14 protein-coding genes are annotated in these 15,649 nt (G+C 31.9%); 4 read left to right on the top strand and 10 right to left on the bottom strand.

Translation table 11 applies throughout. From position 1 onward, the window contains the following. Positions 1 to 83 precede the first annotated feature (83 nt). Positions 84 to 1,202 (top strand): helix-turn-helix domain-containing protein, encoded by a 1,119-nt coding sequence (locus HGP29_RS12880; RefSeq protein WP_168882819.1) that lies wholly within the window; start codon positions 84 to 86, stop codon positions 1,200 to 1,202. A 45-nt stretch (positions 1,203 to 1,247) separates the two neighbouring features. Here HGP29_RS12880 and HGP29_RS12885 read toward each other — a convergent pair whose 3' ends face one another. From HGP29_RS12885 to HGP29_RS12905, 5 genes are all read right to left on the bottom strand, one after another. Beyond that, complete coding sequence (locus HGP29_RS12885) at positions 1,248 to 2,096, bottom strand: SDR family oxidoreductase (protein ID WP_168882820.1); 849 nt, start codon at positions 2,094 to 2,096, stop codon at positions 1,248 to 1,250. Positions 2,097 to 2,218: 122 nt separating this feature from the next. Beyond that, positions 2,219 to 2,551, bottom strand: coding sequence for a hypothetical protein (locus HGP29_RS12890; protein WP_168882821.1), 333 nt, complete (start codon positions 2,549 to 2,551; stop codon positions 2,219 to 2,221). Between the two features lie 112 nt (positions 2,552 to 2,663). Beyond that, positions 2,664 to 3,035 carry a TerB family tellurite resistance protein gene (locus tag HGP29_RS12895; protein ID WP_168882822.1) on the bottom strand — a complete coding sequence of 124 codons (372 nt, stop codon included), beginning with the start codon at positions 3,033 to 3,035 and terminating at the stop codon, positions 2,664 to 2,666. A 116-nt stretch (positions 3,036 to 3,151) separates the two neighbouring features. After that, positions 3,152 to 3,817, bottom strand: coding sequence for a TerD family protein (locus HGP29_RS12900; protein ID WP_168882823.1), 666 nt, complete (start codon positions 3,815 to 3,817; stop codon positions 3,152 to 3,154). 428 nt (positions 3,818 to 4,245) lie between these two features. Next, a complete protein-coding gene (locus tag HGP29_RS12905; protein WP_168882824.1) occupies positions 4,246 to 4,773 on the bottom strand; it encodes a hypothetical protein in 528 nt (175 codons plus the stop codon). Positions 4,774 to 5,097: 324 nt separating this feature from the next. Between HGP29_RS12905 and HGP29_RS12910 the strand changes: the two genes are divergently transcribed. After that, positions 5,098 to 5,685, top strand: a complete 588-nt coding sequence (locus tag HGP29_RS12910; RefSeq protein WP_168882825.1) for a hypothetical protein — start codon at positions 5,098 to 5,100, stop codon at positions 5,683 to 5,685. A gap of 38 nt (positions 5,686 to 5,723) precedes the next feature. Here HGP29_RS12910 and HGP29_RS12915 read toward each other — a convergent pair whose 3' ends face one another. From HGP29_RS12915 to HGP29_RS12930, 4 genes are all read right to left on the bottom strand, one after another. Beyond that, positions 5,724 to 5,951 (bottom strand): hypothetical protein, encoded by a 228-nt coding sequence (locus tag HGP29_RS12915; RefSeq protein ID WP_168882826.1) that lies wholly within the window; start codon positions 5,949 to 5,951, stop codon positions 5,724 to 5,726. Positions 5,952 to 6,258: 307 nt separating this feature from the next. Next, positions 6,259 to 7,812, bottom strand: a complete 1,554-nt coding sequence (locus tag HGP29_RS12920; RefSeq protein ID WP_168882827.1) for a M43 family zinc metalloprotease — start codon at positions 7,810 to 7,812, stop codon at positions 6,259 to 6,261. Between the two features lie 97 nt (positions 7,813 to 7,909). Continuing rightward, on the bottom strand, positions 7,910 to 10,009 hold the full coding sequence (locus HGP29_RS12925; RefSeq protein WP_168882828.1) for a hypothetical protein: 2,100 nt from the start codon (positions 10,007 to 10,009) through the stop codon (positions 7,910 to 7,912). 322 nt (positions 10,010 to 10,331) lie between these two features. Further along, positions 10,332 to 12,617 (bottom strand): GH92 family glycosyl hydrolase, encoded by a 2,286-nt coding sequence (locus HGP29_RS12930; RefSeq protein ID WP_168882829.1) that lies wholly within the window; start codon positions 12,615 to 12,617, stop codon positions 10,332 to 10,334. A 212-nt stretch (positions 12,618 to 12,829) separates the two neighbouring features. Here HGP29_RS12930 and HGP29_RS12935 point away from each other — a divergent pair, with 212 nt between their 5' ends. After that, positions 12,830 to 13,699 carry a DUF302 domain-containing protein gene (locus HGP29_RS12935; RefSeq protein ID WP_168882830.1) on the top strand — a complete coding sequence of 290 codons (870 nt, stop codon included), beginning with the start codon at positions 12,830 to 12,832 and terminating at the stop codon, positions 13,697 to 13,699. Between the two features lie 83 nt (positions 13,700 to 13,782). Here the strand turns inward: HGP29_RS12935 and HGP29_RS12940 are convergent, their stop codons facing one another. Continuing rightward, positions 13,783 to 14,205, bottom strand: coding sequence for a hypothetical protein (locus HGP29_RS12940; protein ID WP_168882831.1), 423 nt, complete (start codon positions 14,203 to 14,205; stop codon positions 13,783 to 13,785). A 277-nt stretch (positions 14,206 to 14,482) separates the two neighbouring features. Between HGP29_RS12940 and HGP29_RS12945 the strand changes: the two genes are divergently transcribed. Beyond that, positions 14,483 to 15,571 (top strand): helix-turn-helix transcriptional regulator, encoded by a 1,089-nt coding sequence (locus HGP29_RS12945; RefSeq protein ID WP_168882832.1) that lies wholly within the window; start codon positions 14,483 to 14,485, stop codon positions 15,569 to 15,571. Positions 15,572 to 15,649: the final 78 nt, after the last annotated feature.

A 15,649-nucleotide genomic window follows, 5' to 3' on the forward strand; every position in this document is an offset into this window, starting at 1 on the left:
TCTATCTTCATAATAATACTTAATCATTCAAAATGGGAGAGCTAAAAATATCTATTTTCGCAACAACGTTACTTTTGAATGATATGAAACAAATACTGTCTATCTTAACGTTGATTGGATCGGCCAACGGGTTGTTTCTTTCTACTTACTTAAGATTTCATAGAAAATTATCTCTTCAAGGTAAACTCCTTGTTTATTCCACAATGATATGGTCATATGTGGCGTTAATGTATTCTTTAATGCAGATCAATCCTTTTGCGAATTATATGATTCTAAGATCTATAGGTTCGTCTGCAACAACATTGTTATACCCTCTACTCTATTTATATTTAAAATATGCTTACACCGGAAAAGATACTTTTGACAAGGTAGATAGAATCCATTTTGTGATTCCTTTCTCTTTTTTAATATTATCAGTCCCTATTGTTTATTGGGATGCATACTATAGAGTTACCTCAATATTTATTGAAAATGAATTGTATGCGGATTTTATTAACAGAGCACAAGATATATCTAATATTGTGATGGGATATATGTATTTAGGTGCATTTCTCTATCAGTATAAAAATGCTCATTCTAGGAATATGCTTTCTGATGATGACGACAAAAGTACTAAAGGTCTTTTCTTTATTTTAGCATATTTATATTTAGGTGTACATACTTTTGGTGTATATGGTGTCATATCAAATGTTTATGGTTTACCATTGTCTGATATGGCCTTTCCTATATACTACATTACTTTCGTAATCTTTTTATATGTTATTTTTCATTGGGTAATTTCACAAAGAGTATACGTTCTTTTACCTACTACAAAGAAAGATGCCGTTGAAAAGAGAAGAGAAGTTGAGCTCCAGCTAAATAATGATTTAGAAATCATCATTGATTATATCGAAGATGAAAAAGCGTATCTAAAAAATGATTTTAGTCTAATTACACTTGCGAAAGAAGTAAAAATGCATCGTTCGAGAGTATCTTTTGTGATCAATGAAGGATTGAATATGAATTTTAATGAGTTTATCTCTCATTACAGAATTAAGGAGGCAAAAAAGCTTTTACGTTCTGATGAAGGGACTAATCTTAAACTTGAATTTTTAGCAAAAGAATCTGGATTTAATTCCAAATCTACTTTCAATAGAGCGTTTAAAGAAAAAACTGGGTTAACCCCTAGTCAATATCGAGAGAGTAATAAAAAGGCATTATAATAGTAAAAGGCTAGTTCAAACGGTATATGAACTAGCCTTTTTTGATCATCTATTCTTGTAGGATAACATCATTTCCTCTGGAGATTGATGAGGTCTACCTGCCGCCTTTTCATAGTGAGATTCTACTTCATTTGCTCCATTTCTAATTCCTTCATAAATGCCTCCAATAACAGTTCCTAAGAACTCCCCTAATATCTTTATCCTTTCATTTTTATAATCTTCAACAGATACCGAATTAAATACTAAACTTGTACCAAAAACAGAATTAATATAATTAGTTAATTCCTGTTGTGAGATCAAGTTCCCTATTAAATTATAAGTTGCTCCATTGTGTTTGTCTTCTATGAGCATCTTCGCATATGCAAAACCTAGCTCAGGTCTACTGGTATACCCCACTTTACCTTCACCGCCGCAATTTCTAATTTCACCTTCACTAACATAAGTATCAATATATTCTAAATCAGGCTCTATATAAATCCCATTTCTTCCAATGACATAATCTAATCCCGAATGACGAATATCTTCCTCTGTTTGGCGATTGCTCTTCACCACTGGGTTAAAACCTGTACCATTCTCATCTCCAACAATACTTGTATAGACCAACTTCTCAACACCATTCTGCTTGGCTGCTTCTATTACATTTCTATGTTGTTGGATACGTTTGCTGGGTTCATCCATACCTGAGACTAACAATACTTTATCTATACCTTTTAAGGCCATCGTTAATTCATCAGTATTATTATAATCTCCATTTCTTACCTCAACACCCAGGTGTTCTGCTTTTTGTGGAGTTCGGGCGATGGCAATTACATTTTCTTTTCCAATTTCATTTATGAGGGCTTTTGTAATAGCAGCACCTAATTGACCACTTGCAGAAGTTACAGCAATTTTCATAGATATGATTATTAAAATTAGTATTCTTTTTGATTGACAGAAAGTCTCTTATAATTTATAAATGAAATTAGAAAATATCTAATGATAAATAAAAAAGCTACTTATCTAAGTAGCTTTTTTATTTATGATGCTTTCCGTTTAAATACTTTATAGAGTGCAGGTGAAACTCCTGTAATATCTTGCATTTTTTTATCGAACTGCTTTTCAAGTTCTTTTTTCTTCTGTTCTGCTTTCTCCTTACCTATTTCCCCATTTTTTACAGCTTCATCAATTTTTTCAATTTCATTCAGAAATGTGAGATGTTCACTCAAAATTTGTTCCTTGACATTATCTTTTAGGTTAAATTCTTTTTGAGCGATTTCGGCAAATTTATTGGCTTTTTCTAATTTCTTATCACTAGCTATTGTACTAGATAGAAAACCAAAAACTGTTAAGAATAATAGTATATACTTCATCAAACATAAATATTTAGTTCAATGTGATATACGTGAAACACTTGTTTAAGTTACAACATTTTATGGTTAACAAAAAAATACCGCTAGATTTTCTAACGGTACATAAATGTTTCTAATATCGGATCAAATTATTTTTATCTGCAATATTTCGTAAACGTTTAAACATTGCTAATTCTCTTTTGTGAATTTCTCCGTCTGATTCAATGGTATCTTGGAAAATTTTAAACGCTTGAGTTTTTTTCTCGATATTCATGAGTTTGACAACCATTGCGGCTTCATCAAAAGTGATATTATTTGCGTCAATGGGTGCAGAAATGGGCATATGTAAATCTTCAATAAGTTGTACCATAAATGTGATTTCACCTTTATCAGCTTTTCCATCTGAGGCTGCAATCATATTTACAATTCTAAGAATACTTAATTTTTCATCTTCAGTATATCCGATCTTATCAAGAAGATTCTTCTTTTTCGTTAGTAAATACATTCGATTGATTATATGTGTTTTAGTAAAATTAGGGTGTAAAATCCCATTAACGAAATCTTTCAATAAATCTCGCTGAATTTAAAAACATAAACTTTAAATAATCCTATTTTTATTGCTTAAGTAAGTTGAAAGCTTTCTAAAATTCGTCCAATTGTCTCCCCAACATTCTGATCTTCAGTTGGTTCTCCAATAGCAAGAAATTTCCAATCATTGGACTGCTTAAACAATTTCCCCATGATTAATGCATTGAAGGATGCATATTTTTTTTCAGTAGCAACATCATAAGATGCATAAGTAGTTTTTATTGTGTAAGGTGTACCATCATACATTCTAATTTTTGCAAATGGTATCTTAGAAAAGTCTTCTTCACCGACAATATTCAAGAAGAAATAAATCTGAGTAACTTCTGGTTGAACTCTAGCTAAATCGATAATAATTACTTCATTATCTAAGCCATCATCCCCGTATTGATCACCTATTGTGTCGTCCCCACTATGACGTAATGCTCCGTCTTCTGACATTAGCTTACCTTTTGGGAATTCCTTTCCATTCACTACAAGATTATCATACTTAGGTGAATAGATATAATCAATAAGTTCGCCCGATTTGTTCAACATTAAGACACTTAAGTCTAAGTCAACGTTAAGTTTGTTAGTGTAAAGACCAAAAAGCTTTTTTTCAACAATAGCTCCCCAATTCACACCTACGCAAAAATTGAGAAGTGAACCACCCGACTTATTTTCTAGGTTGATACGTTGTCCTTTTGAAAGCTCTATAGACATTTTGTTTAATTTAAAATTGGTATTGGCTTTAAGTGGCTGATACAGAATAAAACTATAATTGATTGGTTATATAATTGAAGTGATTAACTTAAAAGTTCTACCTGATCAACATATTAAATTAAACCAAAAAAATTATGAAGAATAAATACACAAGAGTTCATCTTATATTATTATACAAATTATACAAAAAAGTGTTAATAATCAAATACAGGTTCATAGATTTTGTCATATAAGTAGAAAATTAAACTATTTTTTAATTTCTTTTTGAGAGAATTTTTCTACCATAAAATTTAAAAGGATACAGTAAAATATATCATTTTGGTATCAAAAATGCAGTTTTTTACGAAATAGGGAAATTTTCCAAAATCGTTTTAAGTACGAATTATAAAATGATAAAACTCTTCAAAACCAAATTTAAAAATTCAACTTTACTTTAATTTTGAAAGGATTTTTTTAGCTCTAGCCTTTCCAGCAGCTGAATAAAATGGCAATTTATCTTCTAATATTACAATCAATTCGTTAGCAAGTTCTGGATATACAGCACAGTATTTATATAAAATTGTCATTGCATGGACTTCTACAGCCACATCCGTTTTGTTATTTTCTAGTAATGAAAAACAAAAATCTACCCATTCCCCATCTTTTTTCTTAGAGAGCGGTAGCTCTGCAACTGTCCTTAGTAAGGATCGATGAATACCTTGTGTTTTGATCGCTGGAATCCAAGTAATCATGTCATCTATTAAGGGAATAATCCATTGATTATCAATTTCCGACAATACTGTCAGTGACCAAGCTAATCGATTACCTTGAGGAGAATCCTGTTTTTTAATTTCATGGTATAACTCTTCTTGTAAATTATTTTTCAATATTAATTGAATAAATTCATCTCGTTTTGCCTTAGAAGATAAATCCGCTTTTGCTATTTCTATATTAGTTGACATCATTTGGTTACTCATTAATTGAAAAGTTTTTATGTGATCTATTCGATTTTTTCACTACAGATAACACTATGTACGAATTTTAATATTTATTTAACATTTGTCATATCCAATAAATAATATATTTGTATCTGAAAGATAATGTATCATGAATTTATTTTAAGGTTTACGTTCAACAAATTATTATTACTCGATTTATAGAGCCATTATTAGAATTATCCCAACTATTAATATCAGTTTTATAAATTAAATTATCGATTGATTTTTACTAGAGTTTATAACATAAATCTTTATTTAAGCATTCTATATATTATTAACGATTACTTATAAAAGACTAGCAACATGATTAGACGATTTGAGACGATTCCATTTTTCGAAAACTATGTAATAAATATGGATGGCCTAATATTGCAAAAAAAGGATTATGAGGAAGGAAACCTAAACTTTTTAAAATCCTATAAGTGTAATGTAACAGGCAAACTAAAAGTTACATTAAAGAAAATGAAGGATGGAGAATTGAAGAAAAGTACTGCATATGTTCACACACTTGTCGGAAAAACATTCTTACCTCACATGCAAATGAGGAGCCATAAGGTATGGCACATTAACAGGGACATTTATGATAATAGAGTTGAAAATTTAAAGTGGGTACCTTTAAAGGGAAAACAAGAATATTATTATGCACCCAAGAAGTTTGTATTAAACAACAGACTGTATTTACCTATTGAGCGATTACCATTTTTAGCGATCAATTCTAAAGGTGATGTTTTATCATTTAAGAGCGGGAAGGCAAAACGTATCAAACAACGTTTGAATGGAAAAATTTACTTCTTTGATACGGAAGACTATGAAGGTAAAAGACACACCGTTTATCCTCATGTAGAGGTTCAGAAACTTTTCCCTAAAAAAGATAAAGAATCAATAGTTTAAAAAAATAAAAAGGCAACAAAATACTATTTGTTGCCTTTTTATATATATGGGATAACTTCTTTACCTTCTTCAGTTAAAGAAATTAGTGTTTTTTCTTTTTGAAAATCGACGAGTACTAAACCGTTACGTTCTAATGTGTGAGCAATACTACTTATTTCATTTGCATTAGTCTCAATACCTAGACGAAGTACCAAATTTTCTATAGAAATCTGCTTTCCTGGTGGAACAGCCTTTACTATTTGAAGTGATTTTGATTGTATAGACATTACCCTAATTGTTTAGTTATATAATTATATACGGAAACAATAGGAATAAAGTCTAGTTTTTTTCTCCTTATTAAGAATTTTCTTCGAAAAATTTAATTCCTTTAATAAGCAAACCGCAACTCTTTGAAATTAAATGATCGCATTGTCATCACTTTAACAAATTAATCAAATGATAAACGATTCAAAGTTTGATAAGAACATTCATTTCTATAAATTTGAATTGCAATTGTACATTCAGAAACGGCAGATTTGAAAGGTCATTCTTTCACTTTTGTCGTTTTTTATTTTAGTGAATTATTGAATATGCTTATTCCTTAATAATCTTAATTGATTTCACCTGATTATCAGAGACAACTTTCAATATGTAGACATTTTTCTCATATCCTTGCATATTGATAAGGGTACCGCTATTAAATAAATTATTATTAGAATACACCTCTTTACCTGTAATATCAAATAGTTTAATTTCTTGAACAGATTGACCATCTGTTTTAAGGTATAAATTATTTTTTACAGGAATTGGGTAAACTGATAAAGTAGACAAATCATCTATCACAGCAGTTGGCCCTAAAACTGTAATTAGATCAGCCATAAGCACCGTATCTGCTCCTGCATTATTTTCAGTGATTAACGTAACATCAAAAGTACCTGCATCTAAATATTGTACTCTTGGATTCTGATCCGTTGAAGATGCTGGACTTCCGCCTTCAAATGTCCAAGACCAAGATGTAGGTCTATTGGTTGAGCTGTCTGTAAATGTTACAAAGGTGTTGATCTGAAATTCAGAAGAGTCTACACTAAAACCTGCAACTGGAGGTTCTAATACCAAGTGTTTATTAGATGTAAGTAACTCTTTTCTTCTAGGAGAGTTTTCCATGATTATCCTCATTCTAGACATTTGGTCAAGAGTAAAGATATTCATGCAATCATCAGGAGTATAATCCATGTAATTTTCTATCATATCTGGTAGATCTCCCTCTTCTCCAGCACCACAAGAATTCACAGAAACACAAACTTCGTTATAACCATCTTGGTTTGGAGTATCTTCACAGTAATCATCTACATCACAATCACCATCTCCCCAAATATGGATAAGACCCAACCAGTGGCCAATTTCATGTGTAGTTGTTCTACCTTTGTCATAAGGAGCCTGTACATTTAAGGTATCACCAAAAAATTGATATCCCATCACCACACCATCAGTTGTAGCCCCTCCATTAAAATTAGGAAGTCCATCTACCCCTTCTAAACCATTAGGAATATTCGGGAATTGAGCATATCCAAGTAAACCTAATTCAGGATCAAAATTGACTGTCCACATGTTCAGGTAACTTTCTGGATCCCATATTGTAGCAGGTTTTATATCATCTTCAATATCATCAACTACAAACTCACTAGTTTCTGCATTGTATCTATGTATACCAGGTTCATCTAAAATATTTTCATCCTCATCTCTCAGTGCAGGAACGAATTCAATTTTAACATCTGCACCAATTTCACTATCATTAAAGCCTGGCGTATTTTCTAATCTTCTAAAATCCTCATTAAGCACTCTCAGTTGAGAGTACACCTGTGCACTATCAATATTAGCACCATCACCAACTTCTTCACCATTGTGAATAACGTGTACAATCACTGGGATATAGTACACAGTTAGCGTATCATCCAATAATCGTTGGCTACTTTTTCTAGTTATTAACCTAGAGATCTGATCTTCAAAAGATTGAGATCCAGGTAATGCTCCGCCATTAAATTGATGATTATGAATAGTTGTCAAACAATTACTTCTAGATGGAGTATTTTGAGAAAAGACTGAATTAGTAACTAAAAGAGTAAAAATTAGGCCTAAAAGGTATTTCATTAAATAAAAGATTTGATGTTCGAATTAAGATAGTGAAAAAAAAATAAAGCTCTATATTTTAACGTATAGAGCTTTATTTTTTCTAGATAAAAACAAATTATTTCAATTGTTTATCACCTAGCCTTTTGTATCTGTTACTGTACATTTCGTAATTCACTTTTCTTACATATTCGATCAATTCATAATAAGGTTGATCTGTTTCTGTAAGGAATCCTGAATTTGCTTTAAAGGTTTGCTCAATTGTACCAACAGTTGTTGCATCTCCCCATAAATTCCAATGTACACCTACACATTTTTTTGCATGCAAGGCTGAATTTACATAATGTTCGTATTTCTCACCTCTGTTTCTTTGGTCAGAAGCAGTACAAACACCCGTATATAATTTACCTTTATCTAAAGTTCCAAAGTTAAACTCTGAAATTAGATATGGTTTATCAATATCATTGATGATTTTCATAAAGTCTTCAGAATCTACATCATCATCGTAGTGATTAAATGAAATGATATCTACATACTTTGCAGCCACTTCAACAGTGTGCTTGTTAGTGTGTTCATCGTCATTGAAACGACATCCCAAGTACATTTTATTTGGTGATACTTTATCAATAGTATTTCTGATTGTAGAGAAGTACAATTCTAAAGCTCTATCATAAAATTCTGCATTTTCCGCTTTAAATGCAGAAAGGTCAATTTCTTTAGTAGAACTCATTACTTCTTTCCATTTTTTAAAATGAGAATGTGTTTTCTTATTGAAAGAATGTAATGTTTCACCTTTGGCTTCTAACATTTTAAGGTATTCAGCCTTAGCAAAAGAAGATGCTCCATTCATAATTACTAAATCAGCGAACTCAACTGGAGTATACATCGTTAAGTTTTCATCAACGAACCAACCCATAAAATATGCATCTGACTTAGCTTTTGCAGCTTTCTTCTCAAACTCATCCATTACATAGTTATCCCAATTAGGATGGAATACATCTGGAAAGTTCGTTAACATTTCTGCTCCATTAAATGTAGAAACAGAAATAGTATATGGTAATCGGAATGCTTCTTCAATATGGTCCCATTCTTCTTTAGAATTAGCTCCCATTGTATTCAAGCCCCAACTTTTCATTCTTTGGATTGAACGTTTAGAGTAAGTATCTGCATCAAACTTACCATATTTTCTTTTTAGGTTTGCTTGACCAAAATTATAAGTACCGTCTTCGTTCCAAAATTCACCGAACTCAGGATCATCATGATCAGGTACATACTCGAAATATTGATTACGACCTTCTATTTTGGTTGTCGCTTCTAAATGACCTGCTCCGTTTACACCTGAAGACCAAAATACTTTTCCCTCAGGATCAATAATCCACCAAGTTTCATTCACTTTTTCAGTTCTGAAATGGCCCGTAGCTTTTAATGATTTAGATTCTGTGTAGCTACCATACTTGCCCCATTCTTCAGAGCCTTTATGTGCTTCTAAATCAATATTTTCTTTTTCAATGTCTTTTGCGAATTGGTTATCCTTTTTAATCTTTCCATCCCACTCTGAATATTTATATTGACCATAAACATCAATAAAAGGGAAGAAATCGTGTTGATCTTTTGTGTAAGCTAAAGGAATAGCATCTCTTTTAAGATAAACACTACCAAAAGTAATATTTGCTCCTTCTGGTGTTTTAGGAATTACAAAAGTTATTGATTTCGTATGTTTTAAATCAAATGAATTTGTAAATGATACTCCTTGAGGGAAACCTGGCATATCCTTAAAGTCTCTACTCAAATCTGGGTAGTTTCTTTCTCTTGTAGAATGATCAGGCATTAAAAGACAATCAAATGTCCTTACCTCATTCGGTTCCATCCAACCAATACCTTTAATAGGATGTGGTTTGGCTCCGTGAGCATGTGTCAATTTACCTTCAATTAGTGTTTCGAATTTCTGACGATGTTTCGATTCGTTTTTCATGACGAAGGAAATATATATCCAATCATGAAAATCGAAATTGTGTGAAAGTTTGATTGTCACTTCTTCGTTTGCAGGAGTCTTTACATTTAGACCACCTACATTCTTTTTTAGGGTAGCATTACCAGTTACCTTGGCTTCCTTAAAATCAGATCTCTTCTTAAAATCATAGATGAGCACCTCAGATTCTTTCTGTCCAAAAGCAACGATAGTATACAAGCAGAGTAAAAGAGTAGTAATTGTTTTCATATGTAATGTAAATAACGATATCAGTAGTTTAGACTGAAAATAGTAAAGAAAACCACAGGATATATAAGTGTATATTTAATCAGATGATTACAAATTTAATCACATAATCAAGAAAATTCAATATTGGACAAAATAAATACAATGAATTTGTACTATTATGCTTATCGATATCAATTAGTTACAATTTATTCGTAGTAAAATATAACAATAATGAGAAAGTGTACTTTTTACATCTTACAATGTAAGGAAAAGTCATCTTAGTATAATTTCATTTTTTTATTAAAAAGGAGTCAATTTTTTTAATTATTGACTCCTCATTGAATTATTTCATTTCAAATATTAGTTCTCCACCATTTATTAGATCAAAATGTGATATTGAATGTCCTTTAATATCAATTCCATTAAGTGTTACTTTCTTAACATGTACTCGTTTTTCTGATTGTTTTTTGGCGACAATCTTTAGCGTTTTTCCATTTTCAAAGGTGATTTCTGCCTCCTTTACTAAAGGACTGCCCAAAGCATAATCCGTTGAACCTGGTAAAACAGGGTAAAAGCCTAGACTACTAAATACATACCAAGCACTCATCTGCCCAGCATCATCATTACCACACAAACCATCTCTATCTGTAGTATACATTGTTTCACAAATCATTCTTACTCTCTCCTGTGTCTTTTCAGGATGATTTGTCCAGTTGTATAAATATGGAATATGGTGCCCAGGTTCATTCCCATGTACATAATTTCCAATAATACCGTCTCTTGTTATATCTTCATTCTTTTCAATATATTTATCTTCAATCGGTGTTTCGAATATTTTATCAAGATGATCAGAAAAAGCATCCTTACCGCCCATCATTTCAATCATCTTTGGAATATTGTGTGGAACATATAGGCCATAATTCCAAGCATTTCCTTCGATAAATCCCTGCCCATGAGTATCTAATGGATCAAACTCTTTTCGCCATTCGCCAGATGATAACTTTGGTCTCATGTAATTACTTTCCTTATCGAATACATTCTGATAGTATTTAGCCCTCTGTAAATACTCTTTCTCCAATTCCTTCTCTCCTGCTGCATTAGCTAATTGAGCGATACACCAATCATTATATGCGTACTCTAAAGTTTTTGAAACAGATGCTCCACTTTTGTCCTCTGGGACATAGCCTCTTTCCATATACTCTCCGAGACCATCAAAATATTTTACTTTTGATGTTGAAGTAGAAGCTTTGATTAATTGATCTAATTCCACATCAGTATTTCCTTTTATATAGGTATCTGCCAAAACACTTACTGCATGGTAACCAATCATACACCAATTTTCATTGGCATAGTGACTCCAAATTGGTAACATCCCATGTACACTTTGTTCGTAATGCGCCAACATCGACTTCACCATATCATTATTTCTCTGTGGATGCATCAGGTTAAATAAAGGATGCAATGCTCTGTAGGTATCCCACAATGAAAAGACAGTATAATTTGTAAAACCTTCTGAAGTATGAATATTCTGATCTAGTCCTCTATATTTACCATCAACATCTTCGTATAAGACAGGACTAAGCATAGTATGATAGAATGCAGTGTAGAAAATTTCTTTCTGATCTTCATTGATAGTCGAGATGTTGATCTTATTCAACTCTTTTTCCCATTTCGCTTTCGCTTCTCTTCTTACTTGCTTAAAGTTCCACTCAGGTATTTCTGTAGCTAAGTTTAATAATGCTCCTTCCGTAGAAACTGATGAAAGAGCAAACTTTATTTCGATGGCTTCCCCCTTTTTGGTATCAAAGTTAAAGTACGCTCTGATCTTTTTACCTGCCATTTCGGGGAAATTGTGCTCTTGATCAAATTTTCTATAAAAACCATTGTAGGAAACATCTTCATATCTTTTGTGGCCATAACTACTGAATGGTTTTGAAAATTTCATTGCAAAATAAACGTAGCGTGTTTTTCCCCACCCTTGAGTTTGACGATATCCTGTGACTGTTGAATCATTTTCAACGCGAACAAATGTCCAAACATTTTTATCATCATAGTTATAAATGTTTGATATTAAATCTAAAATAATATGTGCACTATCTGTTTCAGGGAAAGTATATTTATGATACCCAACTCTATCCGATGCTGATAACTCTGCTTTGATATTATAATCCTCCAGATGAACTTTATAATAACCTGGTTGAGCTTTCTCAGACGAATGTTTAAATCGACTATGGTATCCAGAATGAGGTTTATCAGCCGTTCCCGGTTCCAAATCCAACTTACCTATCGTTGGCATAATAAGAAAATCACCAAGATCTGAATGTCCAGTACCACTCATGTGCGTATGACTAAAACCAAAAATAGTTGAGTCTCCATACTGATAGCCCGCACAATACTCATAAGTTTTGGCATTGTATTGTCCATTTTCTTTAAACATAGGTACTTGATTGGTTTCAGGACTCAGCTGAACCATTCCAAAAGGTGTTGTCGCTCCTGGGTAAGTATGCCCCATTTTCTCAGTTCCAATAAATGGATTTACGTAATCGTAGTTAGATTTCACCTTCTCCTGTGCATAAGCAAGACCGTATACATGAAGAAGGATAATTGATAGGATTTTGAAGTTTTTCATTGAATCAGTTGTTATTATGACACAATAATAACCAAAGAGACTAATTAATCGTCCATGTCATCAAAAATAGGTTTCAGTTTTCAGTAATTTTAATATTAAATCCTCCCTAATTTTACCCTATGATAAGAAATTTTTAATCTTGAAACAGAACCAAAGTTCCCACCGTTATTGTAGTTGTAATTCGAACAATGATTCAATCAAAATCTAATAAGATGAATACTACGATAAAAATTTCTGCAGCCATTACAATGAGTGCTGCTCTGTTCTTTAGTGCTTCAAAAATAGATGACGCTATCCAAAACCAAGTAGATCAAATTGCCATACAGGTAAGCGAAGGTGCTTCTAATTTTAAACAGATCGTGGTTATTGATCATTCAAGATTGGCTCAAAAAGCAGGTGTAGAGATGACTCCTTCAATCGTCAATATTTTCTCAAATCCAGAAGTAAATACAGCACTATTGCAAGAGGATATTTTAGTTGGCTTAGATCTGCCCTACAAGGTATTAAGTTATGCAGAGCCCTCTCAAGATGCTCCAAATGTAGCTTATGCAGATGCCGAATTCATTAAAAGAAGATATGAAATAGGAAGTAAATCACTTAATGAATATGATAAAGACCTTGAAAAAGTAACGAAACATATTTCAAAAGAAATAATATCAAAAGTAAATACAGATGCTATCAATAAGCATTATGGAATCATAAAAATTAACTCAAAATACAGCTATGAAGAGACCATCAATAAACTAAAAGAAGCGGTATTAGCCCAAGGTGATACTCAATGGTTTTCTGAAATCGATTTTCAGAAGGAAGCTCAAGAACGAGGAGTTTCATTAACGGAGAGTAAACTGCTTCTTTTTGGTGGTCCTGCTCCTGGAGGGAAAGCGATGGGGCAGTTCCCAAAACTAGGCTTGGACGCATTTTGTCAGAAGGTCTTGGTTTATGTTGATGACCAAGGAAATACAAAAATTGCCTTCAATGATATAGAGGCTTTTGCATTACTACATTACGGTAAAAGTGCATTACCTCATAAAGTAATCAATGGTCGATTGGTGAATACTTTTACCAAAGCTATTGCTGAATAAATATGGATTGATAGAATAATAATATAGATTAGTTTAGTATTGTACAAACACCCCGAGTTTTTTAAGTTCAGGGTGTTTCTTTATTAAATCTCTGTGATTACTCTTACTTCCTCTCCAAAGAATTCATCATACTGTTTTGCTCTAATCAATAATATTTCATCACTGTTGTTATAATAACTAACATGTAGAAGAATCGAATTATTGACTTCGAAATTGATGTTGGTGATATGTGAAGTAATTGTAAAATCTTTTACTTCAACATTGTTCAATCCATTCTTTAAATAAAGCACCAACTCTTTGTTCTGAGGATTAAAGATGTAATCAACGTTATCTTCATTAATTACTTGTAGATAGTCATTAATTAAATCTTTCGCTGCATCACCTTTAAAATTAAGGCCAACTATAGCAGCTAATGACTGGTCAGAGATATTAGTTGGTTTGATAACAAAAGACTGTAAAACAACAAAGCTAAAAAATGAAAACAGGGTTAAAGTTAACTTTTTCATATGGGTAAGTTCGAAAATGATTGTTAAAAATTAGTAGAACAAAATTAAGAAGATTAATGGTAGTAAAACATGGAAAATCAATACATTAAAGAATATTCACATAACATCGTACATAAGATTTGATATTATAAATCCTTCATCATCATTTAAGAACTGATAGTGGAAATTTAACTTTCGGCCTTTCTTTTTTCATTGATAAATAAGGTTTATCTTTATCATTACTTCAATGATGCTATTTTTTTACGTCTACAATTTTTAAGGAATTCTACTTGTTCATATGTTATTACAACACCCTATTGTAAGAAAGCTACTACTTTTAGATGATGGAATTGATTTACCAAGAAATGAATTAATCTTAAGAAGGTTAACTCATCTCGCACTGGCTACAACTCTAATTTATATTCCCTTCTATTTTATTGCTGGCAATTATATTTTTGGTACAATACAGTTTGTCACAGCACTTTTAGTTGGTGCCATTTTCTTTTTTATAAAACACAAGCATTACATCGCTTCAGGATACATGTTAGTTGGATTCTTAACAACTACAATTACGTTGGGTGCTGTTGTTACCCCCGATGTTGGTACAGAACTTTTATTAATACCAATTGCTGCTGTTCTGAATACTATTTTTGAGAAAAGAATCCATGCTGTAATCTGTTTTATAACCCTCATCTCACTTTATACCTATATCGAGGTGAATAATGATTACTGGACCCCCTATTTCACTTACGAAGACTCTTTTCATAAAGCGTTATACTTACATAATGTATCCACTGTCTTCTTTGTATCCTTTTTAATTGTTCTTCATTTTGATCTAAATATGAAAAGCTATGTCAAAGAGCTAAAACATATCAATTCAGAGTTAGGGTTTAAAAACTTACAGATTGAAGAACAAACAGAAGAAATTCTACAGCAACAAAAAATGCAACATGATCTGGAATTAGAATTTAAGAAAAAGGATATAGAGTTGCTCAATGCAAACAACATTATGAAGCTGCAATTACAGAATAAACTCATCAAAGATTTAAATCAGATCTCAAAATCAAAGGACTTAAAGAAAGACCTTAATAGCTTAATTAATGAACTGAAAAGGCAAGTAAAGTCACAGGAAAAGATTGAGCTACTCCAAGGAAAAATTGAAAGTGTAAATAGTCAATTTAGTGACCGTCTTGAGCAGCTTTGTCCTAATTTAAGTAAAACAGAAAGGGAAATCTGTTCTTATATCAAGCTTAATCTTTCAAATAAAGAAATATCTGAAATTAGAAATACGACACCGAACTCAATTCGAGTAACAAAACATAGAATTAGAAAGAAAATGGAAATTGAAGATGAGTTAGAACTTGATCAATATATCCAAGGGCTTTAATACTAAGAATCTGATTATATGGTATAAACTTTGCTGAACATCCCCATAGAAACTAAAATTTTTCATTTAAATTAAATA

Source organism: Flammeovirga agarivorans (genome assembly GCF_012641475.1).
In the GTDB taxonomy this organism is placed as follows: domain Bacteria; phylum Bacteroidota; class Bacteroidia; order Cytophagales; family Flammeovirgaceae; genus Flammeovirga; species Flammeovirga agarivorans.